Below are 25,896 nucleotides of genomic sequence, written 5' to 3'. Positions count from 1 at the left end.
CTGCAACCTGTTGCCTAATATCTGCAACCCCTAATTTTTAACTTGTAATTAAATACCTATCTTTGCAAAATGGAAAAACTCACTTTTGCAGATTTTGACCTGCCGGTTAAAATTCTTGATGTTTTAGCGGATTTGGAATTATTTGAACCTACACCCATTCAGGAGAAGAGCTTAAAACCTATTCTTTCAGGAAGAGATGTAATGGGAATTGCACAAACCGGAACCGGAAAAACATTGGCTTACCTTTTACCCGTTCTGAAAACATGGAAATACAGCAAGACAGGAAATCCAACTGTTTTGGTGCTTGTTCCTACAAGAGAATTAGTAGTACAGGTAACTGAAATCCTTGAGAAACTGACAGAAAATATTACTGCAAGAGTAATCGGAATATACGGAGGGAAAAATATCAATACCCAAAAACTATTGTTCAACGATGGTTGTGATATTTTGGTAGGAACACCGGGAAGAGTGATGGACCTTTCCATAGACAACGCTATTTCTCTTAAAGAAGTTCAGAAATTAGTCATTGATGAATTTGATGAGATGCTTAATTTAGGTTTCAGACCGCAGCTTACTCACATTTTTGAAATGATGAAACCAAAGAGACAGAATATTCTTTTCTCTGCAACCATGACGGAAGCGGTAGATGAAATGCTGGATGTGTACTTTGCAAGCCCGATTGAAATTTCATTGGCAAAATCCGGAACGCCGCTTGAAAAAATTGAGCAGACTGCCTATAAAGTAGAAAACTTCAATACCAAGATCAACTTACTTGAGTATTTGCTGAAGAACGAAACAGATATGTCTAAGGTATTGATTTTTAACAATAATAAAAGACATGCTGATCTGCTCTTTACTAAAATTGATGAGCTTTTCCCTGGACAGTTTGATGTGATTCACTCTAACAAGTCTCAGAATTACAGACTTAAGGCGATGAAAAGCTTTGAGAATGAAGAGGTAAGAGGTTTGATTACTACGGATGTAATGGCAAGAGGTCTTGATATTTCAAATGTTACCCATGTTATCAACTTTGAAACACCGGATATTCCTGAGCAGTACATTCACAGAATCGGTAGAACAGGTAGAGCAGACAAAGAAGGAAAGGCGGTTACTTTTGTAACTAAAAAAGAAGAACCTTTGATTCTTGATATTGAGCTATTGATGGATAAAGAATTGAAATTTAATGAATTCCCGGAAGGAGTTAAAATCAATCCTAAAAAGATCGCGGCTGAAGAAGATCAGGTGGTAATGAAAAATCCTGCACAGGTAAAACTGAATGATGGAGGAGGAGCATTCCATGATAAGAAAGCTAAAAATACAAAAGAAAACTGGGGAGGACCTTCCAAAAGAAAGGCACCTAAGAAGTTTGGAGCCAACAGAGCCCAGCAGAAAGCAATATCGAAATCGAAAAGAAAGAAATAAAATAGAAAAACGATTCCATTATCAGGAATCGTTTTTTATTTTTAATCGAATTGAATGTTGTTGTTTTTTAAGATCTCTTTAAACTTATCTGTTTTACCTTCATCTTTCATGCTCTTGTAAATGTATCCTATCATTTTTTCAGCATCAGATCGGTACGGTGATTTTTGTTCAGAATAAATCCTGTATGCTTTACAAATATTATCAAGACCTTTCTCATTATTCTTCAGATGGGTAAAGTAGACTTGCCCCATTCCATAATAAACTTCCGGATCACCTGGATATACTTTGTCGAAATCGTTGTATGCATCAATAGCTTTCTGATATTCCTTTTTATAAACATACGTGATTGCTATATTCTGTAAAGGCATTTTACCTTTCGGATCAGCAGCTAATGATTGTCTATAAGCATTAAGAGCTTTATCATATTCTCCGACTCTTCTATAGGTGATTCCCAGATTATCCCATGCATAAATAAATTTAGGATCAGCTTTTACCGCTTGTTCATAATTTTGAATAGCTTCCTTCCAGTTTTCCGCTTTTCCCGCATCAGCGGCTTTCTCATAGAAGTCAATTGCTATATCATTTTTTGAGAACTTATCGTAACTGGTTTCAGTAGTTTTGGTTGCTTTTTGCACACTCTCGCAATTTTGCATCAGATAACGTTCAAGTTCATTGTAGCTGTCTTTGTACTGCTGTGAATTCTTATTCGTATTAAAAGTCAGGTTAATCTCTTTTTTTTCATTTCCCTTAGATGCTTTTTCTGCTCCTTGCAAAAGAGTAGATATTTGAAGCGCTCCTGTGTATTTGTCAATACATCCGTGAACATCTTTGATGATATCTTCTTTCTTTCTGTTAGACAGGGCAATAGAATCAGCACATTTACACGCGTTTTCAGAAAGTTCCTGAAGAACTTTTTCATTAGGCTTCTCCTGAGAAAATGAAAGAGAATACAATAAAACGGAAAATAAAATGGTTATAGTTTTTTTTATCATGGGTTATAGTTTATTTCAGATAAGGAGTGATCACTTTGGTCCAGATTTTATATCCCTCCGGCTTAAAATGAAGCATATCTTCCACAAAAATATCTTTTCTTACATTTCCATTAGCATCTTCCATGGCTTTAGTCACATCAATGAATTCAGCATTGGGTTCTTTTTTCATAAATGCAGCAATCTTTTTGTTGGCAATTTTCATCTGCGGCCAGATCACTTCTCTGCTTGGCGAGTATTTGATAGAGATATAATCAACTTCAATATTAGGAAATCTTTCACGTATTTTTTTATAAAAGGCTTTATATCTGTCAACAACTACTTTTGCTTTTAACTGATGATTGTCTGCAAAATCATTTTCACCACAGTAAATAATGATCTGTTTAGGCTGATAAGGAGCTAAAAGATCCTCCGAAAAATCATTAAGATCTGTAAGTCTGGATCCTCCGAATCCTCTGTTGATGATTTTTTTATCAGGAAAATAATCTGCGATATCAGTCCATTTTGTGAATGATGAACTTCCCAGAAATAAAATCGCATCCTTTGGCGGCGGGTTTTGCTGATCCTGTTTTTTGAATTCCTGGATGTCCTGCCAGAACATTGGTTTTTTCTCCTGAGAAAAGGCAATAGCAAAATACAGCAATAGAAATGCTGATAGAATCTTCTTCATTATATTCAGTTTTAAATTAGATATAAAAGTAATAAAAAACTCCCGGTTAACGGGAGTTTTATGATTTATCTTTTGTAAGTAACATAAGTAACTTCAGGAATTTTGTCTCCATCCAGATCAAAATTTCCGAACTGCTGGGCAAGTCTAAGTTCTTTACCCGTCAGGACATCTACCCTGTAGTTTGCCGATGCTTCTTCATCGCCAAGCTTAATTCCCAAAACTTTTGAGTCAGCATCATAAGTATACCTTCCCTCGCTTTTTTGATCCATTTGGCAGTCTGCACCTACTCCTGTAAATGCTGTATAACTCACATAATAATCTGTTCTGAAGAAAAGAGTATTTTTAGCTGCACATCCGGTGTTTGGATAAGATTGAAGCACTGTTTTATTATCTTTTCCGGAAATTATTTCCCTTTTAACTTCCTTCCAATCTCCCTTCATGATATCCATTTCGTAAGCTTCAAGATTGTCATCTTTACAAGAAGTAAGCGCCAGGGCAGAAAAGGTAAATAAAAGTAGCTGTTTTTTCATTTTCACAAATTTTAAGAATATGCTAAAATATAAATAAATTTGAAATATTTATAATGAAATAATGATTTTTTAAACGAATGTTTGTAAATTGAATAATTTCGATAGCGTAATCAGTATTTTCAAGCGTATAAAACCGTTAAACATAAAAAATTGATTTAAAGAGTTTACAACATATTTGTTGATACCATTTAAAATCAAAAGAAGCGGGCTAAAACCCGCTTCCTATAAATAAATTGCTACTTTAGCTTCAGTCAAAACTTAGAAGATTCAGCAAACTTTACACCTTAAATTTTGAACTTTGAATTTTTAGTAGCTCATCTCTACAATCTTATAAGCATCCTGCGGAGTTAGTTTTTTATATTCTCCAAGACCTAGCCATTTTCTGTCTGTAAAGGCTTTTTCAACTTTTTCAGCGGTTCCTTTAAAGTCTTCTGTGTACTCAGAAAGTTTGGTTTTGATATGAAGGCTGTGGAAGAACTCTTCCATTTTTCTGATACCCAGTTCTGCTTTTTCTTCTACACTTCCGTCTTTTATTCCCCAGACTCTCTCTGCATATTGTGCCAGTTTTCCTTTCTTGTCATCAAAATTATAACGGTAGTGGGACGGAGCGATAATTGCCAGCGTTCTTGCGTGATCAATACCGAAATAAGCCGTCAGTTCATGACCCATAGCATGTACTGCCCAGTCTGTAATCACTCCTTTCTGGATCAGTCCGTTCAGAGCCATTGTACAGCACCACATAAAGTTTCCGGCAGCATCATAGTTGAAATCATCAGCCAATACTTTAGGAGCGGTTTCCTGAAGACTGATCAGGATGCTTTCAGCAATTCTTTCCTGAAGGTCAGCAGAAGAAGGTGCAGTCATGTATTGTTCCAACACGTGAGTGTAGGCATCTGTAATTCCGTTCACAATCTGGTTTTTTGGAATTGATCTGACTACTTCCGGATCCAAAACAGAAAACTGTGGGAAAAGTCCGGGTCCTCCTGAAGATAATTTTTCATTGGTTTCCCTTCTTGAAATAACATACCCTGAATTCATTTCAGAACCGGTTGCAGGAAGCGTTAAAATACTTCCGAACGGCATTCCTTGTCCTTCAAAAGTTCTTACCGAATTTCTAAGGATATCCCATGGCTCACCATCATAATTAGCTGCTACAGAGATAAATTTTGTTCCGTCAATTACAGATCCGCCACCAACAGCAAGAAGATAGGTAATGTTTTTTTCTTTAATAAAACTTAAAGCATTGATTAAGACTTCATATTCAGGATTGGCTGGAACTCCGCCAAATTCATATACTTCATGATCTTTTAAAGCCTCTTTTACCTGATCGTAAACACCATTATTTTTGATGCTTCCGCCTCCGTAAATCATTAATATTTTGGCATCTTTAGGAATTTCTTTGGAAATTTTAGCAATTTCACCTTTCCCGAAAAGTATTTTTGTTGGATTTTTAAACTCGAAATTAAGCATTGTTCTAAATTTATTTTACCCAAATTTACGGAATGGAAAAGGAAAATTGAGTTAACGAAATTTTAAAATTGCTATTATTATATTTTATGAAAGCTATGGCTCTATGAAGCATGCTAAACTTCAGATGAAAGATAGGCTTTAGCTCTTCTGATAAAATCTTCCTTATCCTTTTTAATCTCTTCCAGTAGTTTTTTCCGGTCATCGGGAATCGTGAGGTATTGGTCTCCCCAAAGATTGATTTCAACGATTACCGGAATAAGATCAATACCCTTCTGAGTCAGAAAATAAAGAATTTTTAACTTGCTGTCCGGATGGTCTTTTTTATCAATAATCCCATTATCCAGAAGATTCTGAAGTCTGGAAGCCAGAATATTGGTGGCAATTTTTTCATCTGCTTTCAGGAAGTCTCCATAAGTACATTCCTTTTTCAGCATAAGATCTCTTATGATTAGCAGGGACCATTTATCACCCCACATTTCCAGCGAGCAACTGATAGGACAATCTGATCTTTTTTTACTCATATTGTTAATTTTGAAATAATACTTGCAGAATGAAAGTATTTATTTTATTTTTACTTTTATTTTGCAAGTAAATTTAATCATAAAAAATTAATAAATCAAATGGATCATTATGACATTGCCGTAATCGGCTCAGGACCCGGAGGATATGTGGCTGCTATAAGAAGTGCACAGCTGGGATATAAAACTGTAATTATAGAAAAGTATGATACACTGGGAGGAACATGTACCAATGTAGGATGTATTCCAACTAAAGCTTTACTGGACAGTACCCATCATTATGCAGAGGCACACCATCAATTCAGTGAACACGGAATAAAACTGGACAAGATTGAACTTGATTTCCAGCAAATGTACAGGAGAAAAGCGGAGGTTGTCTCCAAAAATACTGGAGGTCTTGATTTTTTAATGAATAAAAATAAAATTACCCGCCTGAAAGGAACGGCAGGTTTTATTAATAATTCTACGGTGAAAATTATAAACGGATCTGAAACAAAAGAAATTACAGCGCAGTATTATATCATAGCGACAGGATCAAAACCATCAAGTATTTCGGGAGTGGAAATTGATAAAAAAAGAATCATTACTTCTACAGAAGCATTGTCTTTACAGGAAAAGCCGGAATCCATGGTGATTATTGGCGGTGGAGTCATTGGAGTAGAAATGGCTTCTATTTTTAACCGTATCGGAACGAAAGTCACCATCCTGGAATATGCAGATCATCTGATTGCCGCGATGGATCATGAACTGGGAAAAAATCTTCAGAAAATCCTGAAAAAAGAAGGAATTGATATCCGTCTTAATCAAGCTGTTTATAGAACTGAGAATGCGGGTTCTAAAGCTAAAGTATTTTTTAAAGATAAAAATGGAGCAGAAGGAGAGTTGGAGGCGGACTATATTTTGGTTGCGGTAGGCAGAAGTCCTTACGTAAAAAGTCTTGGTCTTGAAAATACGGATGTAAAGCTTGACGAGAGAGGATTTATTAAAGTGGATGAAAACAACCGGACATCAGCTTCCAATATCTACGCGATTGGCGATGTTATCGGTGGGGCAATGCTGGCTCATAAAGCGGAAGAAGAAGGTGTCTTTGTAGCAGAAACTATTAACGGACAAAAGCACCACATTCATTACAACAGAATTCCTTCTGTGGTGTATACGTGGCCTGAAGTAGCTTCAGTAGGATATACCGAAGAATATCTGAAAAAAAATAACATCGCTTACAACGTTGGAAAATTTCCGTTTTCTGCCAGCGCAAGGGCCCGGGCTTCAATGGATATGGAAGGTTTTGCAAAAGTACTGGTAGATCCGAAATACGGAGAAGTGCTGGGAGTTCACATCATTGGGGCCAGGGCTGCAGATTTGATCGCTCAAGGTGTTATTGCTCAGGAATATGAAGTAACAGCAGAAGACATGTTCCGGATTTCCTATGCCCATCCAACCTATTCCGAAACTCTGAAGGAAGCTTACCTCATTGCATCCGGACAGGGAGCTGTTAATATATAAGAAATTAAACCATTAAGATTAATGAAGGCAATAATAGAGTTAAGACCATCTTTGACTGAAAATGAAGCACATCGATAAAAAATAGCTTCAGCTATTTCCCTTAACTACTCTTATCATCTTAAAAAATCTTAATGGTTTAAAAAATTCAAGTCATCAATTTTATCGCAGATAAAATCTTTGCGCCTTAAAACATGAAGTATATAAAACTGTTTTGCGTCTTAGCGTTTTCAAAAAAAATTACAATGAAGTGCAGTTTTCATCCTTTGCATAAATTCCATTGCTTTTCGCTTCCAATTTTCCGGTTTTTCTATTGATTTTAACCAAAAAAGATTCTTTCGCAGCCGGACAGCCTTTAGACTGCATAAGATACATAGAGATATTACGGTCCTCAATTTTATAAGCTCCGGTAAAACGATTACTCGTATCCACTGAATATCCATATGTTTTTGCCAGCAGAATAGCTTCCGGAAGATTGTCCACAGTTCCGATAAAATCTCTTAACTGCTGTTCATTTGAGAAATAAACAGATCTTTCATTTTTGCATGCAAGGATGTATGAAAAGCAGTTGTTGCCCATACATTTCTGGAAAAAACCTCTTTCCGGAACAGGCTCGTTGATCGTCATAAAATCGGGAGCCTGGCTTTCATAGATCACTGCTTTTTCATAATCAGTGTCATTGCTGAACACCCGCCAGTAGGCATAATCTTTATCAGGAACAATGAAAGGATAGAGATAATCTACCGTATCAAGGATATCAGGAATTTTTTTATAATCATCAGGAACCTTGATCTGGCCAAAAAGCAGATTGGAAAAGATCAGGGAAAAAGTGATGATGAGTTTCATAGAGAAAGTGTTTTGCAGTGCAAATTTAAAGAGAATTATTCCAATACAATTTTATAATATCCTTTTTCATCAGTTACATCAATATTGATGCCCGTAAAAGTCAGTTTATTGATTTGATACCCATCACAAGCACCTTTAAATTCCGATGATTGTATTGCAAAATCAAGGTTTTTAATATTAGAATAAAATTTATAATTTTTTGTTCCGTTATAAGCACCTACATTTTCTACAATAACCTTGTTGTCTGATGTTTTGGTTAATTGTACATTAACATTATTTTCATCCTGTACCGAATAGGTGGTCAATGTTCCGTTGGCAATAATATTTTCATTATTGGAGTTTACGAACTCAAAAATGATGGGTAACGGTGGATTGTAACAATCTTTTTCACAAGAGATGAACAGCATTGCTAAGAGTAAAAAAGTAAATATTTTTTTCATGGATTATGGATGTTATATGAGTAAAATTAATGAAAATTATATTAAACAGACTCTTACACATATCTCAAAGAATTAGTCGAGCATATGTTCCACAAACGGAACAATTCTGTTATTCTCAATTTTTCCTTTGATATAGACAGAATCACCATTCTTGAAAATATATTCATTGACAAGAAGATTGTTTAATCCGCCAGGTTCAAAAAAAGACTGAATCCAGGGATGCTGATCTTTTAATAAAGAAATTTTTTGAGTTCCTCTGGGTTTATAATCTTGCAGATAGTACGGTGTTCTATCGCTGGTTGTATAAGTTTCGTAGACAAACGGTATATTTCTTTGGTCTGGATTTTTTATGATGCAGCTATTAAAATCAATAGGATATAGTTGTCCATTGATTAAAAGTTGAGCTCCTTTGGGATAGCCTGCTGCCATAACGTAATCGAATTTTTCGTAAATCCCTTTAGATCGTTTGTTTTGTTTAACGGTACCCACGCGCAGCAGATAGAATGCCGCATCTTTTCCTGATAGAGGAGCTGAGATCGTTTGGTCTGTATAAACGGTGCATTTAAGAACAGGTAATGAGTGAATGACATCTATCTGCTTATTGTACTCATCAACTCTTTTCTGCATTGATTCCATACTGCCAAACACAAAAGAGCTAAAAGCTATTGCTGAAAAAACAAAGACCAGCATAAACACTCCAAATATGATTAAAATAGTTTTCAGTCCCTTTTTGTCAAGCTGGGTTCCGTTGGTTTTAATATTTACATTGGCGTTGAAATTGAATTTAATCATGGTTCGTTTAAATAGCTTTCAAAACTAAGTAATTCCTGAATAAAAATTAATATAATTTTTTGCTTTTCCTCCTTTAATTTTTTGTCATTTGTCAACCCAACTCATTCCAAAATCACTTACATTTGTTATTATGATACACGACCAACGCGCAGAAAAATTCAGGCAGATCGTGGAAAATAAGTTCCAGATCTACAATTCATTATTTATGAGCCTGCCCTATGATAAAATGACGAATATCGGAATGCTGCTTCCGTTTCTTTATGAGGAAAGCAAAACTGGCTATGAAGCAGGAAAAACTCCCGAAAATATCGTCGAAGAATTTTTTAAAAACCATACCGATCTTCAGACCGAGGAGCAGAAACTCGAACTGCTTTTTAAGATCATTCAGTATATAGAAAGACAGGTAGTCTTATTTGACAGTATTGAAGATGCTGCTTTTCCCAATCTTCACTCTGAAAGTGACAGCGGAACCGTAACCAATCTCTTTGAACGTTCTTTTCAGGATCATAAAATTGAAAAAGTACGCGAAAAATTAAAAGATTTTAGCGTAAAGGTTGTATTTACGGCGCATCCCACTCAGTTTTATCCAAGCTCAGTACAAAGGATCATTCAGGATTTAAGAGGAGCTATTACCAGTGATTCCGTTACTCAAATTGATATGCTTCTGCAGCAATTGGGGAAGACTCCTTTTGTCAACAAAGAGAAACCTACTCCTATAGATGAAGCTTTAAGCATCATTTCATACCTTAGATATGTGTATTACGATACCATTGGCGAATTGTTTACGAAGATCAAAAAGACATTCGGAAACGGACATTTTCACCTTCATGAAGATATTATCCAGCTTGGATTCTGGCCTGGAGGAGACAGAGACGGAAATCCGTTTGTAACAGCAGAGGTAACGAAAAGAGTAGCAGAAGAACTTCGTTCAGCCATTCTGAAGTCCTATTACAGCCATTTGAAATTTATCAGAAGAAGATTGAGTTTCAGAGGAGTTTCTGAAGTTTTAACCCAATTAAGTGAAGCGTTGTATGCTGCCATTTTTGATGGAAAAACTATTACAGCTGAAGATATTTTAAAGAAAGCTGCAGAAGCGGAAAAAATATTAGTTAATGAACATAACGCTTTGTTTTTAGACCTTCTGGCCAATTTCAGGGATCGTGTGATGATCTTCGGAACTCACTTTGCCACGTTGGATATCCGCCAGGACAGCAGGATTCATCAGAAAGTGATTGATGACGTTTACGCAAAAGTATACGGAAATGAAGAGACTGATTACGAACAGAAATTCAATAAACTGATTCAGATTTCGGAAAATGTAAATCCTGAAGATTTTGAAGATATTGTGAAAGATACATTGTTAACAGTTTCACAGGTTACAGATATTCAGAATCTGAACGGATTGAGAGGAATGAACCGTTATATTATTTCCAATTCCGATGCGGTGAAAGATGTGATGAATGTCTATGCATTCTTTAAGATTTGCGGGTACAAAGACGAAGATATCAATATGGATATCGTTCCGCTTTTTGAAACGATGGAAGGGCTTGCCAACGCAGAAAATGTGATGAATGAACTGTATCATAATCCTGTCTATAAAAAGCATCTTGAAAAAAGAGGGAACCAGCAGACCATTATGCTTGGATTTTCTGATGGGACCAAAGATGGTGGATATTTAAAAGCCAACTGGGAAATTTATAAAGCAAAAGAAGTATTAACTAAACTTTCCGAGCAGAACAATATCAAAGTCGTATTCTTCGATGGCAGAGGAGGACCGCCAGCCAGAGGAGGTGGAAAAACCCACGATTTCTATGCTTCTCAGGGAAAAACGATTGCCAATAATAAAATTGAACTTACGATTCAGGGCCAGACCATTACCAGTATTTTTGGAAATAAAGAGCAGGCAAAATACAATTTTGAACAGCTTTTGACCGCTGGTGTGGAAAATGATGTATTCAAAAATGCAAAAAAAGAACTTACGGAAAAAGAAAGAGCTTTGATCATTGAATTGGCGGATATCAGCTACGGAAAATATTCAGATTTAAAGGCTCATCCTATGTTTGTTCCTTACCTTCAGGAGATGAGTACCCTTGAATATTACGGAAAAACAAATATCGGAAGCCGTCCTTCAAAAAGAGGAAACGGAAGCGAACTGAAATTTGAAGATCTGAGAGCGATTCCGTTTGTGGGTTCATGGTCACAGCTGAAACAGAATGTTCCCGGGTTCTTCGGTTTTGGATATGCCATGCAAAAGATGAAAGAACAGGGAAGATTTGAAGAAGTAAGAGAACTGTATAAAGGGTCAGATTTCTTTAAAACTTTAGTATTGAACTCTATGATGAGTATGAACAAATCCTATTTCCCTCTGACTTATTATATTAAAAATAACCCTAAGTTTGGTGCATTCTGGAATGTTCTTTTTGATGAATATGAGCTTTCAAGAGATATTATGCTGGAACTGACCGGTTTCAAAATGCTTCAGGAAGAAGATCCTTTGTCAAGAAAATCAGTGAAAATCCGCGAAAAGATTGTACTTCCATTATTGAGCATTCAACAATATGCGTTGATGAAAATACAGAAAGGTGAAGGGAATAAAGAAGCTTATGAAAAGCTGGTAACACGTTCACTATTCGGAAATATTAACGCCAGCAGAAACTCTGCATAAACTATTTTATATCAGTTTTTTGTACAAATTGTACAGCTATATATCAATAGGAATGGGCTTTAGCCCATTCTTTTTTATTGACCCATCCATAGCCATAGGCTTTAGCCAAAACATATTGTATGCTGTGTTAAAAGAATATCTCCCGCAGATTACGCAGATCACACAGATGTTTATGTTGTAATAAATCTGCTCAATCTAGGTAATCTGCGAGAAACAAAAAATTATTCCTTTAAGAATTTCTCATAGTAAACCTTATTATTCATCTGAATTTTCAGATAATAAGTTCCCTTTGCAAAATCCTCTACTTTTATAGATTTCTGATGGCTGCTTTTTCTGATCAGTCTTCCCAGGTTATCATAGATTTCCAAAGACAAAACTTCCTGCTCTGATGCTATATTCAGGATGTTTTTAGCAGGATTCGGGAATATAGAAAACTTTTCCTTTTTTACCATTTCAGAAGTATTCAGAACCAAATTGTACAGACTTCCGAAGTTGAGAATACCATATCCTATCTGATCTGAATGGCCGGGATAAAGCGAAGCTGTTTGTCTTAGCTTTGTTCTCATCTGTTCTCTGTCCATCGTTGGAAATGCCTGGATAAGACATGCCACACCTCCTGCAGCAATAGGAGTCGAAATAGAAGTTCCGTTCACAATTGTAGTGGCATTATCATACACTGTGGTGGTAGCAGTTCCCTGAGTACTTCCGTCAGGTTTTACCACTCCAAGAGAATTAGGTCCGAAAGAAGAAAATCCGGATGCATTTCCTGCAGAATCTACAGAACCGATAGAGAATACTTTAGCATTGTCAGACGGGGTCATCAGATAATGCCATGGCTGCAACCCTGAATTTCCGGCAGCAGCAAGAACAAAAATTCCTTTTTCAGCAGCAATACCCGCTCCACGGGCAATGAAAGAAGTGCTTCCGTTCATATCTGCATACGTATAATTGTAACGGCTTTCATCAAAAACATTGTATCCCAGTGATGAGGTAATGATTTCTACTCCTTTTCTGTCCGCTTCCTCGGCAGCTTCAATCCAGTATAGCTCTTCTTCCGGAACTTCTACATTGGCATTTTCACTCCTGTAGAGATAAAAATCAGCATCAGGAGCAGCGCCGACAAATATGTTTTCCAGATATCCGCCGATAGCTCCTAATACAACAGAACCATGCGGACTGAGCCCGGCATTGTAAATGTTTCCGGTTTTAGTGACAAAATCATAGGCCGCTTTTATATGATTACCATTCCATAATCTGGAAAAAGCAGTTCCCGTATTCACTGTTGGGAATCCGGCATCAATGACTGCTATAGAAATCCCTGTTCCGGTATAACCCGCCAGGTGAAGAGGGCGGATGTTGACCTGATCAATTTGGCCGGCACCAGAACCATAATTAAAGGTGGTTAGTATTTTATTGAGACTGGCATCATCTTTCCATTTTGTGGGCACAGTTTTTACAGTTGTTGAACTGTTTCTGGCAAAACTTTCAACAGATAAAACAAAAGACTGAGCCTGCAGCAGCGTTTTTTGAGCAGGAGTAGCATTCACTGCCGCTCCGTTAAGCCATTTTGAATAATCGGTAACGGTAAATCCTAAATTTTGAAGATTCTGAAGATAAGACTGTTCAATAGGCGCATCCTGATCATTCAGAGGAATTCCCAGCGTCGTACGTCTGTTGAGCGATTTCTGACTGAGTTCGGAAAGAGGATTTGCATAAAATGCCGCTTTGTTGGGCTTATCAGTAAAGAAAACAAAAACAAGTTCTGTTTGGGCAGATACATGAAGATAACCCGTTAGGAAACAAAAGAGTAAAAGTTTTTTCATAACATTATTTTGTATAAAGATAAAAACAAAATCAATAAAATTTTTGATAGGATATTAAATTCCTTATTTTTACAGAAATATTTATTATATGAAAAAAATTCAGATGGTTGACTTGCAAAGTCAGTATTACAAAATAAAGAATGATGTAGACAATGCTGTTTTGAATGTAATGGACTCTGCAGCGTTTATTAACGGACCTGAAGTAAAGTCTTTCCAGAATGAATTGGAGTCTTATTTAGAAGTAAAACATGTGATTCCATGTGCCAATGGTACAGATGCATTACAGATTGCCTTAATGGCCCTGGATCTGAAAGAAGGAGATGAGATCATCACAGCTGATTTTACTTTTGCTGCAACGGTAGAAGTAATTCACCTGCTTAAATTAAAATCTGTACTGGTAGATGTAGATTATGATACATTCACTATTTCTACTGAACAGATTAAAAAAGCTATTACGCCAAAAACAAAAGCGATTATTCCGGTACACATTTTCGGACAGTGTGCCAATATGGAAGAAATTTTGAAAATTGCTGAAGAGCACAATCTATATGTTATTGAAGACAACGCTCAGGCAATTGGTTCAGAATATACATTCTCTGACGGAACTGTAAAACAGGCAGGAACAATGTCTACAGTAGGAACAACTTCTTTCTTTCCTTCAAAAAACCTTGGATGCTACGGAGATGGTGGAGCGATTTTTACCAACAATGATGAATTAGCACACCGTTTAAGAGGAATTGTAAACCACGGAATGTACGAAAGATATTACCATGATGAGGTAGGAGTAAACTCCCGTCTGGACAGTATTCAGGCTGCGGTTTTAAGAAAAAAACTTCCTCACCTTGATTCTTACAACGAAGCAAGAAAAAGGGCTGCCGATTTTTACGATGAAGCATTTGAAGGAAATCCAAATATTCTGACTCCAAAAAGAGCTGAAAATTCTACTCACGTATTCCACCAGTATACTTTAAGAATCCTGAACGGACAACGTAATGAACTTCAGAAGTTTTTAACGGAAAAAGAAATCCCTGCAATGATCTATTATCCTGTAGCACTAAGAAAGCAGAAAGCGTACTTCCAGGAAAGTAATGATGCAGACTTTGTGAATACAGATAAGCTGTTGGATCAGGTAATTTCTTTACCAATGCATACAGAATTAGACGAAGAGCAACTGAAGTATATTACGGATGCTGTTCTTGAGTTTATGAAATAGATATGCTTCACGAAGAAAGAATATTAAAGCATAAGTTCGCTTATTTTTTTACAATTATTTTCGTTCTTGTTTGGATTATTTATTATGGAGCAGTAGTTATTAATATTCTGCTTAAGGGATACAGAGTAAAAGATGAATATACTGGATTTGAAATACCTTATTATTCATTAACATTTATAATATTTACATTATTAATTATGACCTTTATAAGTGTTTTTAAAGAATCAAAAAGAATGTTCTTGTATCTTAATATCTCTATGTTTTTAATAATGATTGCAGGGTTGGTTACTTTTTATGCTAAGTTGGGAGAGAATTCAGCAAAGTCTATTTATTCACTTTTAGTAACAATAGCAGTATTGGTTATCGGACCCGCAATTTTAATTAATTATTTAAAACATAATCCGGCAAAAAGCGAAATAGAAAATATAGGAAAACACGAAGATTAAAAAATAAAAATGGCAATACTTGTTACGGGAGGACTTGGATATATTGGTTCTCATACGGTGGTAGAACTTATCAATAGCGGCTTTGAAGTAGTTATTGTAGATGATTTATCCAATACGGAAAGGTTTATTTTAAAAAATATAGAAGAAATTACAGGTAAAAAGCCGGCTTTTTATCCTTTTGATCTAAGAAGGAAAGAACTTCTTACTCAGGTTTTTGATGCCCATCAGATCGATGGCTGTATTAACTTTGCAGCTTCTAAAGCAGTAGGAGAGAGCCAGATAAAACCTGTGGATTATTATGAGAATAATTTGTTCTCACTGATTAATATTCTTAAGGAATTTAAAGAAAGAGAGATCTCCAACTTTATTTTCAGTTCATCCTGTACAGTATACGGGCAGGCAGATGTAATGCCGATTGATGAAAATACGCCTTTAAAAGTACCTGAAAGTGTGTATGGGAAAACAAAACAAATGGGAGAACAGATCCTGATTGATTTTGCAAATGCCTATCAACGTAAAATTTCGTTATTAAGATATTTTAACCCGATCGGAGCCCATCCTTCTGCAAAACTTGGAGAACTGCCGATAGGAATTCCCAATAACCTGGTCCCTTATGTGATGCAGACCGCTTCAGGAGTACGCGAAAAACTGAATGTTTGGGGAGATGATTATGCTACAGAGGACGGGACTGCCGTTCGTGACTATATTTATGTTGTTGACCTGGCGAAAGCACACGTTGCAGCATTAAAAAAACTGATGGAAGACTCTTCATCTGAAGCTGTGATTGATACCTACAATCTGGGAACAGGAAAAGGTTCATCTGTGCTGGAAGTGGTAAAAGCATTTGAAAAAGCAAATAACGTAGAGGTGCCATATCAGATCTGCGCCAGAAGAGAAGGAGACATCACTATTGCGTATGCCAATCCTGAAAAGGCCAAAAAAGAACTCAACTGGAAGTCTGAAACCTCTCTGGAAGAATCTTTAAGAACGGTCTGGGAATGGCAGAAATATTTGAATACAAGAAATGTATAGTTTCAGTGGTTATGAATTTTACTAACCATATGAAAGAACAATTAAAGAACGAATTATATAAACAAATTACAAAACACCTTCCCTGAATCTTTGTTTTTATCTTTTTAATAGAACATTTAATTCAGTGAAGTTTTTAATTCAAAATTAATATGAAGACACAGAGAATAGGGATTACATTTTCCTCATTTGACTTATTACACGCTGGCCACATCAAAATGCTTGAAGAAGCTAAAACGGTATGTGACTATTTAATCGTTGGACTTCAGATCGATCCTTCCCACGATCGTCCCAACAAAAATAAGCCAAGCCAGACTATCGTTGAAAGGTATATCCAGCTGAAAGCAGTAAATGCTGTGGATGAGATCATTCCTTATTATACGGAAGAAGATCTGCTGGATATTTTAAAATCATTTGTGATTGATGTAAGAATCATTGGGGATGATTATATGGACAGAGACTTTACAGGTAAGGCATACTGTGAAGAAAAAGGAATTGAAATCTTTTACAACAAAAGAGACCATAGGTTTTCCACCAGTGATCTGAGAAGAAGAATCTACGAAGCTGAAAAAGAAAAAGATTCCAAAGCTGAAACTGTAAAATAGAAAAATAAAAAATCCCGAAAATTACTTTTCGGGATTTTTGTTGTATTACATCGGGCCGCCTTGTTGGTCGTCTCCGGCTGCATTGGAATTGATATCCTTTTTCTTTTTAGGCTGATCTACTTTTTCACCCTGTTTAAATCTATAGGTTAAAGAAATAGAAAACTGTCTTGGCTGCCACTGCATATAGTTTCTTCGGGTATAATCCTCATTGAAACTAAGTACTTCTCTGCTCCTTGTATTGAAGATATCCTGAATGTTGAAGGAAATTGTTCCGTCTCCTTTCCAGATCGTTTTAGAAGCACCAAGGTTCAGCGCATACATATCCTCCGTATTTTGGTTGGCAGATTTCTGAGCTCCTCTATAGAATCCCTGCAGTTGTACACTTAAAGTTTTATCAAGCTTGAATGTCGTATTAAGACGTGCTCTCGTAGAGAAACCATCTCCGGTAAAGTCCATATTACGGGTTTGCTTCTGCTTATCCTTATCAAGAGCATCATAATAGGCAATTCCGGTCGTTTTATATCCGAACATGTCTAAGCTACCCATTATTTTTAACCATGCAAAAGGATCGTAGGTAAAGTTCAGATCCAAACCATAACGGTCATCACTTCCCAGGTTGATAGGTTTTGTATAGAATACGCCCAGATTTTCATCAGGTCTGTAAACTAACATTTTAGTATCATCTGTGGCATGTCTGTAGTATAAGGTAGGGTTAACAGTAAACTTTTTTCTTGTAATATTATATCCTACTTCAAATGAATCTACATAAGATGGGTTAAGATCTATATTTCCTTCAAAAATATTCTGGCTGTTGCTGTAATTCGGGAAAGGAACCATGAAGAAAGATCTTGGTCTGTCTATTCTACGGGAATAATTAACCAAAATTTGATTGTTTTTAGAAACATCATAGCTTAAGAACACACTCGGAAATAAATTGTTGTAGTTCTTTGTTTTATTTAATTGCGGATCATTAGGATTTTGATTGATGTAATTGATCTTTACATTGGAAAGTTCATCTCTTAAACCAAGCTGATAAGCAAATTTTTCTCCGATTTTACTTTTAAACTGTAAATAGAAAGCATTGAAGATCTCTCTGTAATCCGTATCGTTATTATAGTTTGGAATATAAGGATTATTGGAAGTACTGCTTACAAAATTATTATAAGTATTATCATTCACATCCAATCTGTATCCTGCTTCAATCTTAGACTGTTCTCCTATTGGTAATTCGTAGTCTGCTTTCCCGATAATCGTTTTGCTTACAGAATGTCTTCTGGTAATATCCTGTGTATCCGGAAGCAGGTCATTGGTTTCAAGAATATCTGCATTATTATTGCTTCTGTTTCTCTGTAAACTTAATGATACTGATAAATTCTGACCGTTATCATCAAATTTGTGATCTACCCCTACATCTCCCTGGAAAGCAAGGTTATTAAATATCGTTTTAGATTCTCTTTGTCCGTAAGGGTTTAATAATTGCCATGTTCCCGCAGTTCCAGTTGGATCTGACGGATCTCTGAAAAATCTGTGGAAACTGTCATACGTCTGCAGAAGTTCATTTCCGTCTCCTTCAAAAGTTCTTACCAATCCTGTTACATTGATCGATGTTTTGTCAGACAGATCATACACAAAACCGGCACTTACATTATAATTTTTATTATAGGTTTTACTGGTAGAATTTTGCAGCTGATGTACAAGAACATCATTTGGCTGCGTATTAGGAAGGATCTTAGGAAAAGTAATATTGTGATATGTCGTTTCCGAATTATTTTTCGTTTTGTTTTCCGTGTAACCGCCGCCGCCGTTTACGAACCATGTCCAGTTATTTTTTCTCCAGCTCAGATTGGTATTAAGTGATGTTCTCGGGAAATATCCTAAAGATCCTACAACACTACCATTAAATCCGATTTTTTTGTTCTTTTTAAGGATGATATTCAGAATACCGGAAGTTCCGCTTGCTTCAAATTTAGAAGAAGGGTTGGTAATAACTTCAATTCTTTCAATCTGGTCAGCCGGGATACTTTGTAAGGCATTCGCTCCATCATCTATTCCCAGAAGGGCAGAAGGCTTTCCGTTGATCAGAAATTTTACATTGGTACTTCCTCTCATAGAAACCGTTCCGTCCGTATCTACAGAAACTGAAGGAACATTGGTCAAAACATCCTGAAGATTTCCTCCTTTACTCACGATATCCTGTGAAGGATCATATGTTTTCTTGTCAAGTTCTACTTTATAAGGTTTCGCTGCTGAAGCGGTGATCACAACACCCTGGATTTCTTTTGTTTTCCCATCAATGGTTGTAGCCGCCTCAGGCTCTAAAGATAATGCTCCGATATTGCCTGCTGCTGCGATATTTTTACTGACTACTTTTTTTTTGTAATCAATTGCCTCTACTGTGATATCATAATCTCCCGGTATAAGCTCAAGTTTATACTGTCCCTTTTCATCTGTCAGTACAGCATCACTTAAAGTTTTGTTGGTCTTGTTGCTGAAAGTTACAGAAGCGTAAGGAACCGGTTGATTTTTTTTGTTGACAATGATTCCTGAAACTCCAGCCTTCTCCTGTGCAAAAGCCATAGCCGCCGCTGAAAGTACTAACGTAAGTCCTAAAGTTTTTCTGGTGAAAATATTGACAATTTCTGTCTTATTCTTCATAGGTTATTTTTTTGTATAAAATCGTGAAAGGATAACCCATACTGTTTTGAATATCCATATCAATTTGATCTTCAAAATAGTATGACTGTTTATTGTTTTTCTAACTGTATAAATTTTTAGGTGCTTTCTAAACTTATTTTATATTTTTTGAGTTGAGCCAGTCCTGGTAAGCCTTTGCATTTACAGCATGTTCTTCAGCACTTGCCGTAAACTTATGGTATCCAAACCTTGCCGGATCAGCACACATAAATATATAATTGTTGTTTTCTGCATTTAAAACAGCATCAATCGAGTTCTTATCCACTACACAGATCGGTCCCGGAGGAATACCTGCGTTTGCATAAGTGTTGTAAGGTGATGGTGTAGACAAATGCTTATATAATACTCTTTTAATAGATTCTTTAAAATTTGTCTGCTTATTGATCGCATAGATTACCGTAGGGTCAGACTGAAGTTTCATCCCTTTTCTGTAACGGTTTAAATATAATCCGGCAATCGTTTTCATTTCATCTTTTTTTCCTCCGGATTCCTTATAAACAATAGAAGCTAGAGCATAAATCTGATCTCTTGTAAGGCCAGACTGCTGTTCTTTGTTTTTTCTTTCACTTGTCCAGAAATCATTGTACTGACTTTCAAACTTGGCGAAAAATTCTCTTGGGCTTACGGTCCAGAAGAAATTATAAGTATCAATGAAGAAATATTTTTTTAAATCTTCAACATTTTTATAACCTTTCTCTTGTGCCACAGCATCCAGATCATTGATAAAATGTAACGAATCAATTTCCGTTTTTTTGGTCACCTTACCGATCATCTGATACATATCTCCAAAATCTCCGATTCTGTAAGAGTTTGCTGTTTGGTTCCCGGCTTTAATCATATTAACAAGGTTCTTATTTCCTGTTCCGCTCTGGATATGATAACGTCCTGCTTTAAAATTAGCATCAAGACCCTTTTCTTTAGCCACAGCTTCAAAAGATTCCCTGTTTTTAATATAAGGAGCAATAGAATCGAGGATCTGTTTAAAACCGGCTCTGTGAGGAATCAGAACATAACCGTCTTTTTCTACGTTATTTCCTAAATATTTATTATAAAATCTCAAACCAAAAAATCCTGCAGCTGCAAAAACCAGCAGAATGATAATGAGAATAGCTTTTTTCATTCTTATAAATGTTGATTAAAAGTTTTTTGTTTTTAAAGAAGATCTGTTTTACCTCTAAAAACTTGCTTTGCAGGACCTTCCAGCCAAATATTCTGGAATGTATCTCCGCTTTTTTCAGCATATACTTTAAGGTTTCCACCTAAAGTTTTAACTTTTACAGAGGTTAGATTATGTTTTTGAAGAAAAGTTAAAGCAGAAGCTGTAACTCCTGTTCCGCAACTGTAAGTTTCGTCCTCAACGCCTCGTTCATAGGTTCTTACAAAAATTTCATCATCAGAAATTTTTTCTACAAAGTTTACATTGATTCCTTTTTCTTTATAATTTTCAGAATTTCTGATCCCGTTTCCTTCATTATACACATTGTAATCCGGAAGATTTTCTACATATTTTACATAATGTGGAGATCCTGTATTCAGAACAAAATCATTTCCGTCTTGTGAAATGGTATCCACATTAATCATTTTCAATTTAATGATCCCGTTATGGATTTCTGCTTCATGCTCTCCGTCTGTTGCAATGAATTTGCATTTATCTTCAAAGATGTCAAGGAAAAAAGCAAAAGCTACAAGACATCTTCCTCCGTTTCCGCACATGGTACTTTCTCCTCCGTCAGAATTGTAGTAAACCATTTTGAAATCATAGTTTGCATCATTTTCCAATAGAATAAGGCCGTCAGCACCTATTCCGAAACGTCTGTCACATAATTTTTCAATACTGTTTTTATCTTTGGTAAATTGCAGATCACGGTTGTCTACCATTACAAAATCATTTCCTGTTCCCTGATATTTATAAAATTCCATATTTTTTTGTCTAAATGAAGAAGCAAAATTAATATATTTAAAATGAAAAACGAACAGTGTTAACTGTTCGTTTTCTTATTTATAATCGTTTTATCTAAAGCCGCCTCCGCCGCTCTGTTGTCTGCCTGAGCTAGTGCTTTGGCCGCTGGAGCTGTTTCTGAATCCACCGCCGGAAGATTCTGATCTGCCACTGCTTTGGCTGCCGCTGTTTTGGTTCCTGAATCCACTGTTATTTTGGTTACCCTGATTATTCTGGTTACCGCTGCTTTGGTTTCTGAATCCGCTATTACTGTTGGAATTTCTGAATCCGCTGTTGTTTTGGTTACCCTGATTGTTCTGAGAACCGCTATTCTGGTTTCTGAATCCACTATTGCTATTGGAGTTTCTATTATTATTGAATCCTCCGTTATTATTGTATGAACCGTTACCATTCGTTGTACGCGTGTTCTGGAATCCGTTTTGAGGTCTTGATGAAGAAGCAGATCTTCTTTCTACATAGACTTTTCTTCTGGAGTTATTATAACTGTCATAGTAATAAGGAATTCCATTATCATAGTAGTAATTAACGTTGTTTCTGTAATAATAGCCGTCATTACCATAATACCCGCCGCTTCCGTAATATCCGGAAGGTGCATAGTAATACCCGTTGTTATAATAAGGATCTCCATATCCATAATTTCCGTTACTTCCGTATCCGTCGGTATATGCTAAACAAGAGGTTAAACTGGCAATAGCAAAAATACTGACTGCTATTTTAAATAAATTTTTCATGACTTTATTGTACTTTTTTTTCTTTAAAACTTTTTTTCCAATTGACGTATCCTAAGATAGCCATTATAGTAAATACCAAATATTGAACCGAAGTGATTCCAAGTCCCTTAAAAATCATCATAGGGATGCAGATAATATCTCCGATAATCCAGAAAATCCAGTTGTCAATGCGCTGTTTGGCCATCAGCCACATTCCTACTAAAAATATTGAAGTGGTAAAAACATCCATCCAATTTGCCCAGTCCAGATGATACAATCCTAAACTGGTTCCTTCCATAGAAAACTGATTGTCAATATAAGGCTTATAATAATAAATAAGAGTAACCAGTGCCAGACTCAGTATAAAAAGCAGGGTAGCGTAGGTCCATTCTTTTCGGGTAGCCCAGGTAACCTCTACATGAACATGATCTTCAGAATTTTTTGCCCACAGAACCCAGCCGTAAATACTCATAACAGTATAATAGACGTTAATCATGCAGTCTCCCAACAGACCGGCATTGAAAAGAAGGTATACATAGATCAGCGTTGAAATAATGCCGGTAGGGTATACCCATATATTTTTCTTAATGGAAAAAAATACGCTCAGTATTCCGAAAATTGCACCTGATGCTTCCAGCGTAATCTGTAAAGAATCATAGCTTTCATAAGGCTTTACAAAAAGATCATATAAATTCATGCAATCAAAAATAAGCAAAAATATGGACTTTTTAAAATGGATTTTATAATGCGTTGTTCAGGTTTTAAATACTTTAATGTAAAATAATTAAGGAAAGTTTAACGATAAACGTGGGAGTTCCTAAATTTTTTATATTTTCGTAAATCCTTAATAAATAAAAAAACATGTCGAAAATTTGGGTTAAAAAGCCACTAAGTGCCTATGAGGCAGATATGAAGAAAAGTGAGCTGAAAAAAGTCCTTGGAAAATGGAGTTTAACAGCAATTGGAGTGGGTGCTATCATCGGAGGTGGAATCTTTGTTCTTACCGGAACAGGAGCCTATTATCACGCAGGACCAGCGCTTGCCATTTCCTTTATCATAGCAGGTATTGCCTGCGTTTTTGCTGCACTGTGCTATGCAGAGTTTGCATCCATTATTCCTGTAGAGGGTTCAGCTTATGCTTATGCATATGGAACGGTAGGAGAAATTTTTGCATGGGCCATGGGGTGGTGCCTTATCCTCGAATATGCCATGGCGAGTATGGCTGTTTCCGTGAGTTGGTCCGGATACTTTAACAAATTTTTGAAAATCTTTAATATTCATTTACCGGCTTATCTTACATCAGATCCAGCCAGTTATACAGGAGATGGTTTTTCAATGAACCTGCCGGCATTTATTCTTGTTCTTTTAATTACTGCATTATTGGTAAAAGGGACTAAAGAAGCAGCAGGGGCTAATAACCTGATTGTTTTGATGAAAACTTCTGCCGTTATCTTTGTAATTATCGCAGGAGTCTATATTATTTTTTCCAATACTGATCTTTACAACGCTGTAGACGGTGTTAAAAACTGGAAACCTTTTATTCCGGATCAGGTACAGATCAAAAATTCTGAAGGAGACCTGGTTTCTGCCTACGGTATTAAAGGAATTATTTCCGGAGCAGCAGCGATTTTCTTTGCTTATATTGGTTTTGATGCCGTTTCTACACAGGCAGGAGAGGCTATTAACCCTAAAAAAGATGTTCCTTTCGCTATTATTGCATCACTATTGGTGTGTACAGCGCTTTACATTTGCGTATCACTTGTTTTAACAGGGATGATGCATTATACAGACTTTAACCCGGAAGGGAAATATCCTGATGCAATCAAAGCACCTGTAGCATATGCATTTGAAATTGCAGGAAAACACTGGGCTAGTAATGTAGTAACGATCGCTGCAACAGTAGGATTGATCTCTGTAGTAATGGTAATGATGATGGGACAGTCAAGAATCTTCATCGGTATGGCAAAAGACGGATTAATTCCTGGATTCTTCGGTCAACTTCACCCAAAAACAAAAACACCTTACAAAGGAATCATTTTGTTGGGCGTTGTAGTGGCATTCATCGCAGCATTTACTCCAATTTCAACATTGGCAGATATGACAAGTTTCGGAACCCTGTTTGCATTTACCCTGGTTTGTATTGCTGTTTGGGTGATGAGAAAAAAAGAACCTAATCTGATCAGACCATTCAAAGTTCCGGCTTATAAAATAGTTGTTGCATTAGGAGTATTTATCAATATTTATTTGATATTTAACTTAAGTGCTCATGCATTGGAACTTTCTGCTGTGTGGTTATTCTTAGGAGGTTTGGTATATTTCCTTTACGGAAAATCAAACAGTAAACTTAACAATCCTGAAAAATATCAGAACCAAGATTAATAATAATATAAACCGCTTCGGCGGTTTTTTTTGTCCCAATACGATTATATGAAAAAGATTTTTTCCATTTTATTTTTATCCGTAGGTCTTACAGCGTTTTCCCAACAGGTGGAAAGTCTTGAAACCATTCTTAATGATAGAATAAGTATCAGAGCGCTGGAATTATATGACAACAAGGTCTGGTATAGTGGTACGGATTCCAAGTTTGGGTTTGTAGATCTTAAAGATTATAAAAATCAGAAACAGATCAAGCTGTCTGAAGATAAGCTTCAATTCAGAACGTTAGCACAGAATAAAACTTCTTTTTACGCTATCAATATTGAAAGCCCCGGACGTTTTTTTTCTATTGATAAAAAAACGCTGAAGTCACAGGTTGTTTTTAAAGATACCGCAAAAACCGCTTTCTATGATGCCCTGCATTTTATCAATGATAAGATAGCCTATACTTTTAGTGATGCAGATAAAGATCAGATGCTGAAGCTGGCTATATACAAAGAGGGTACATGGAGTATGTTTAAGAATAATGTAAAATTAAACGAGGGTGAGGCTGCATTTGCCGCCAGTAATACCAATATTTCATCATCTAAAAAATACCTGTGGATTGCAACCGGAGGGAAAGCTTCGAGAATCTTGAGAATGAACTTGAAAGATGAAAAGTTTGAAATCTTCAATACACCAGTTGTACAGGGAGAATCTTCTCAGGGAATATATTCCATTGATTTTTTTGAAGAACGTTTCGGGATTGCAGCTGGAGGTGATTATACAAAACAGGATGCCAATGTCAATAATATTGCAACAACTTATGATGGTGGGGAAACCTGGCAAATTCAGGCTTCAGGACAGAATGCAGGATATACAACCTGTGTGAAAATTAAGCCCGGATCAAAAGGAAAAGAAGTTATTGCAGTTGGAGATAAACATATCAGCTATTCCTCAGATTTTGGAAAGACCTGGAAGAAAATTTCCGATGAGAAAGGGTTTTTCGTCTGTCAATGGATAGATGATAATCATGTTGTTCTTGCAGGAAATAGCAGAATTGCTGTCATGAAATTAAAATTTTAAATATAAGGTATAGAATTTATCACTATTTGCCAAAAGCCTGATCATACGTATTTAGACTCATTATAAAATAGAACCTAATATAATTCATAGGTTAAAATTCATAACTAATAGTTAATTTTGTAAGATGAATTTT

23 protein-coding genes are annotated in these 25,896 nt (G+C 36.1%); 9 read left to right on the top strand and 14 right to left on the bottom strand.

Annotation, left to right across the window (positions count from 1 at the left end; all coding sequences use genetic code 11):
- Window positions 1–69: 69 nt before the first annotated feature.
- Window positions 70–1,422, top strand: a complete 1,353-nt coding sequence (locus ACLMCG_RS05340) for a DEAD/DEAH box helicase (RefSeq protein ID WP_213278686.1) — start codon at window positions 70–72, stop codon at window positions 1,420–1,422.
- A gap of 41 nt (window positions 1,423–1,463) precedes the next feature.
- Here the strand turns inward: ACLMCG_RS05340 and ACLMCG_RS05335 are convergent, their stop codons facing one another.
- From ACLMCG_RS05335 to ACLMCG_RS05315, 5 genes are all read right to left on the bottom strand, one after another.
- On the bottom strand, window positions 1,464–2,414 hold the full coding sequence (locus tag ACLMCG_RS05335) for a tetratricopeptide repeat protein (protein WP_413959074.1): 951 nt from the start codon (window positions 2,412–2,414) through the stop codon (window positions 1,464–1,466).
- A 10-nt stretch (window positions 2,415–2,424) separates the two neighbouring features.
- Window positions 2,425–3,081 carry a GDSL-type esterase/lipase family protein gene (locus ACLMCG_RS05330; protein WP_047423368.1) on the bottom strand — a complete coding sequence of 219 codons (657 nt, stop codon included), beginning with the start codon at window positions 3,079–3,081 and terminating at the stop codon, window positions 2,425–2,427.
- A gap of 65 nt (window positions 3,082–3,146) precedes the next feature.
- The gene (locus ACLMCG_RS05325; protein ID WP_223600234.1) at window positions 3,147–3,611 is read right to left on the bottom strand and encodes a lipocalin family protein; all 465 of its coding nucleotides are present in this window, start codon (window positions 3,609–3,611) and stop codon (window positions 3,147–3,149) included.
- 306 nt (window positions 3,612–3,917) lie between these two features.
- A complete protein-coding gene (locus tag ACLMCG_RS05320) occupies window positions 3,918–5,081 on the bottom strand; it encodes an iron-containing alcohol dehydrogenase (RefSeq protein WP_413959073.1) in 1,164 nt (387 codons plus the stop codon).
- Between the two features lie 113 nt (window positions 5,082–5,194).
- On the bottom strand, window positions 5,195–5,602 hold the full coding sequence (locus tag ACLMCG_RS05315; RefSeq protein ID WP_413959072.1) for a winged helix-turn-helix transcriptional regulator: 408 nt from the start codon (window positions 5,600–5,602) through the stop codon (window positions 5,195–5,197).
- 99 nt (window positions 5,603–5,701) lie between these two features.
- On the opposite strand from ACLMCG_RS05315, the gene lpdA reads away from it, so the two are divergent.
- The gene (gene lpdA / locus ACLMCG_RS05310; protein WP_413959071.1) at window positions 5,702–7,102 is read left to right on the top strand and encodes a dihydrolipoyl dehydrogenase; all 1,401 of its coding nucleotides are present in this window, start codon (window positions 5,702–5,704) and stop codon (window positions 7,100–7,102) included.
- A 237-nt stretch (window positions 7,103–7,339) separates the two neighbouring features.
- Here the strand turns inward: lpdA and ACLMCG_RS05305 are convergent, their stop codons facing one another.
- From ACLMCG_RS05305 to ACLMCG_RS05295, 3 genes are all read right to left on the bottom strand, one after another.
- Entirely contained in the window at window positions 7,340–7,945 is a 606-nt protein-coding gene (locus ACLMCG_RS05305) for a hypothetical protein (protein ID WP_413959070.1), read from the bottom strand.
- 35 nt (window positions 7,946–7,980) lie between these two features.
- On the bottom strand, window positions 7,981–8,385 hold the full coding sequence (locus ACLMCG_RS05300; RefSeq protein ID WP_413959069.1) for a hypothetical protein: 405 nt from the start codon (window positions 8,383–8,385) through the stop codon (window positions 7,981–7,983).
- Between the two features lie 72 nt (window positions 8,386–8,457).
- A complete protein-coding gene (locus ACLMCG_RS05295) occupies window positions 8,458–9,177 on the bottom strand; it encodes a hypothetical protein (RefSeq protein ID WP_223600226.1) in 720 nt (239 codons plus the stop codon).
- Between the two features lie 130 nt (window positions 9,178–9,307).
- Here ACLMCG_RS05295 and ACLMCG_RS05290 point away from each other — a divergent pair, with 130 nt between their 5' ends.
- On the top strand, window positions 9,308–11,842 hold the full coding sequence (locus ACLMCG_RS05290; protein ID WP_413959068.1) for a phosphoenolpyruvate carboxylase: 2,535 nt from the start codon (window positions 9,308–9,310) through the stop codon (window positions 11,840–11,842).
- Between the two features lie 221 nt (window positions 11,843–12,063).
- Here the strand turns inward: ACLMCG_RS05290 and ACLMCG_RS05285 are convergent, their stop codons facing one another.
- Window positions 12,064–13,665, bottom strand: a complete 1,602-nt coding sequence (locus ACLMCG_RS05285) for a S8/S53 family peptidase (protein WP_413959067.1) — start codon at window positions 13,663–13,665, stop codon at window positions 12,064–12,066.
- 88 nt (window positions 13,666–13,753) lie between these two features.
- Between ACLMCG_RS05285 and ACLMCG_RS05280 the strand changes: the two genes are divergently transcribed.
- The 4 genes from ACLMCG_RS05280 to ACLMCG_RS05265 all read left to right on the top strand — a co-directional run bounded on the left by ACLMCG_RS05280 (window position 13,754) and on the right by ACLMCG_RS05265 (window position 16,958).
- Window positions 13,754–14,878: a DegT/DnrJ/EryC1/StrS family aminotransferase gene (locus ACLMCG_RS05280; protein ID WP_413959066.1), complete on the top strand. Its 1,125-nt coding sequence runs from the start codon at window positions 13,754–13,756 to the stop codon at window positions 14,876–14,878.
- Window positions 14,879–14,880: 2 nt separating this feature from the next.
- A complete protein-coding gene (locus ACLMCG_RS05275) occupies window positions 14,881–15,324 on the top strand; it encodes a hypothetical protein (RefSeq protein ID WP_413959065.1) in 444 nt (147 codons plus the stop codon).
- 9 nt (window positions 15,325–15,333) lie between these two features.
- A complete protein-coding gene (galE, locus tag ACLMCG_RS05270; protein WP_413959064.1) occupies window positions 15,334–16,356 on the top strand; it encodes a UDP-glucose 4-epimerase GalE in 1,023 nt (340 codons plus the stop codon).
- A 149-nt stretch (window positions 16,357–16,505) separates the two neighbouring features.
- Window positions 16,506–16,958, top strand: coding sequence for an adenylyltransferase/cytidyltransferase family protein (locus tag ACLMCG_RS05265; RefSeq protein ID WP_223600217.1), 453 nt, complete (start codon window positions 16,506–16,508; stop codon window positions 16,956–16,958).
- 45 nt (window positions 16,959–17,003) lie between these two features.
- On the opposite strand, the gene ACLMCG_RS05260 is transcribed toward ACLMCG_RS05265, so the two are convergent.
- The 5 genes from ACLMCG_RS05260 to pnuC all read right to left on the bottom strand — a co-directional run bounded on the left by ACLMCG_RS05260 (window position 17,004) and on the right by pnuC (window position 23,019).
- Window positions 17,004–19,613, bottom strand: coding sequence for a TonB-dependent receptor domain-containing protein (locus ACLMCG_RS05260; protein WP_413959063.1), 2,610 nt, complete (start codon window positions 19,611–19,613; stop codon window positions 17,004–17,006).
- Between the two features lie 133 nt (window positions 19,614–19,746).
- Window positions 19,747–20,772 carry an endolytic transglycosylase MltG gene (gene mltG, locus ACLMCG_RS05255; protein WP_413959062.1) on the bottom strand — a complete coding sequence of 342 codons (1,026 nt, stop codon included), beginning with the start codon at window positions 20,770–20,772 and terminating at the stop codon, window positions 19,747–19,749.
- Window positions 20,773–20,804: 32 nt separating this feature from the next.
- A complete protein-coding gene (gene dapF / locus ACLMCG_RS05250; protein WP_413959061.1) occupies window positions 20,805–21,572 on the bottom strand; it encodes a diaminopimelate epimerase in 768 nt (255 codons plus the stop codon).
- A gap of 90 nt (window positions 21,573–21,662) precedes the next feature.
- A complete protein-coding gene (locus ACLMCG_RS05245) occupies window positions 21,663–22,343 on the bottom strand; it encodes a hypothetical protein (protein ID WP_223600209.1) in 681 nt (226 codons plus the stop codon).
- Between the two features lie 4 nt (window positions 22,344–22,347).
- Window positions 22,348–23,019: a nicotinamide riboside transporter PnuC gene (gene pnuC / locus ACLMCG_RS05240; RefSeq protein ID WP_413959060.1), complete on the bottom strand. Its 672-nt coding sequence runs from the start codon at window positions 23,017–23,019 to the stop codon at window positions 22,348–22,350.
- 164 nt (window positions 23,020–23,183) lie between these two features.
- Here pnuC and ACLMCG_RS05235 point away from each other — a divergent pair, with 164 nt between their 5' ends.
- Window positions 23,184–24,701, top strand: coding sequence for an amino acid permease (locus tag ACLMCG_RS05235; protein WP_223600205.1), 1,518 nt, complete (start codon window positions 23,184–23,186; stop codon window positions 24,699–24,701).
- Window positions 24,702–24,749: 48 nt separating this feature from the next.
- Window positions 24,750–25,763, top strand: coding sequence for a WD40/YVTN/BNR-like repeat-containing protein (locus ACLMCG_RS05230; RefSeq protein ID WP_413959059.1), 1,014 nt, complete (start codon window positions 24,750–24,752; stop codon window positions 25,761–25,763).
- The last annotated feature ends 133 nt before the right edge of the window (window positions 25,764–25,896 follow it).

The organism is Chryseobacterium sp. S90 (assembly GCF_047444895.1).
Lineage (GTDB): Bacteria > Bacteroidota > Bacteroidia > Flavobacteriales > Weeksellaceae > Chryseobacterium.
This window is presented reverse-complemented; position numbering and strand designations above follow the sequence as displayed.

Excerpts from the sequence above, each read along its gene's own strand:
- ACLMCG_RS05300 (WP_413959069.1), bottom strand. The coding sequence starts at position 8,385 with ATGAAAAAAATATTTACTTTTTTACTCTTAGCAATGCTGTTCATCTCT.
- ACLMCG_RS05230 (WP_413959059.1), top strand. The coding sequence starts at position 24,750 with ATGAAAAAGATTTTTTCCATTTTATTTTTATCCGTAGGTCTTACAGCG.
- pnuC (WP_413959060.1), bottom strand. The coding sequence starts at position 23,019 with ATGAATTTATATGATCTTTTTGTAAAGCCTTATGAAAGCTATGATTCT.
- ACLMCG_RS05315 (WP_413959072.1), bottom strand. The coding sequence starts at position 5,602 with ATGAGTAAAAAAAGATCAGATTGTCCTATCAGTTGCTCGCTGGAAATG.
- ACLMCG_RS05235 (WP_223600205.1), top strand. The coding sequence starts at position 23,184 with ATGTCGAAAATTTGGGTTAAAAAGCCACTAAGTGCCTATGAGGCAGAT.
- ACLMCG_RS05285 (WP_413959067.1), bottom strand. The coding sequence starts at position 13,665 with ATGAAAAAACTTTTACTCTTTTGTTTCCTAACGGGTTATCTTCATGTA.
- ACLMCG_RS05245 (WP_223600209.1), bottom strand. The coding sequence starts at position 22,343 with ATGAAAAATTTATTTAAAATAGCAGTCAGTATTTTTGCTATTGCCAGT.
- ACLMCG_RS05320 (WP_413959073.1), bottom strand. The coding sequence starts at position 5,081 with ATGCTTAATTTCGAGTTTAAAAATCCAACAAAAATACTTTTCGGGAAA.
- dapF (WP_413959061.1), bottom strand. The coding sequence starts at position 21,572 with ATGGAATTTTATAAATATCAGGGAACAGGAAATGATTTTGTAATGGTA.
- ACLMCG_RS05265 (WP_223600217.1), top strand. The coding sequence starts at position 16,506 with ATGAAGACACAGAGAATAGGGATTACATTTTCCTCATTTGACTTATTA.
- ACLMCG_RS05305 (WP_413959070.1), bottom strand. The coding sequence starts at position 7,945 with ATGAAACTCATCATCACTTTTTCCCTGATCTTTTCCAATCTGCTTTTT.
- ACLMCG_RS05290 (WP_413959068.1), top strand. The coding sequence starts at position 9,308 with ATGATACACGACCAACGCGCAGAAAAATTCAGGCAGATCGTGGAAAAT.
- ACLMCG_RS05340 (WP_213278686.1), top strand. The coding sequence starts at position 70 with ATGGAAAAACTCACTTTTGCAGATTTTGACCTGCCGGTTAAAATTCTT.
- galE (WP_413959064.1), top strand. The coding sequence starts at position 15,334 with ATGGCAATACTTGTTACGGGAGGACTTGGATATATTGGTTCTCATACG.
- ACLMCG_RS05275 (WP_413959065.1), top strand. The coding sequence starts at position 14,881 with ATGCTTCACGAAGAAAGAATATTAAAGCATAAGTTCGCTTATTTTTTT.
- lpdA (WP_413959071.1), top strand. The coding sequence starts at position 5,702 with ATGGATCATTATGACATTGCCGTAATCGGCTCAGGACCCGGAGGATAT.
- ACLMCG_RS05295 (WP_223600226.1), bottom strand. The coding sequence starts at position 9,177 with ATGATTAAATTCAATTTCAACGCCAATGTAAATATTAAAACCAACGGA.
- ACLMCG_RS05335 (WP_413959074.1), bottom strand. The coding sequence starts at position 2,414 with ATGATAAAAAAAACTATAACCATTTTATTTTCCGTTTTATTGTATTCT.
- ACLMCG_RS05330 (WP_047423368.1), bottom strand. The coding sequence starts at position 3,081 with ATGAAGAAGATTCTATCAGCATTTCTATTGCTGTATTTTGCTATTGCC.
- mltG (WP_413959062.1), bottom strand. The coding sequence starts at position 20,772 with ATGAAAAAAGCTATTCTCATTATCATTCTGCTGGTTTTTGCAGCTGCA.
- ACLMCG_RS05280 (WP_413959066.1), top strand. The coding sequence starts at position 13,754 with ATGAAAAAAATTCAGATGGTTGACTTGCAAAGTCAGTATTACAAAATA.
- ACLMCG_RS05325 (WP_223600234.1), bottom strand. The coding sequence starts at position 3,611 with ATGAAAAAACAGCTACTTTTATTTACCTTTTCTGCCCTGGCGCTTACT.
- ACLMCG_RS05260 (WP_413959063.1), bottom strand. The coding sequence starts at position 19,613 with ATGAAGAATAAGACAGAAATTGTCAATATTTTCACCAGAAAAACTTTA.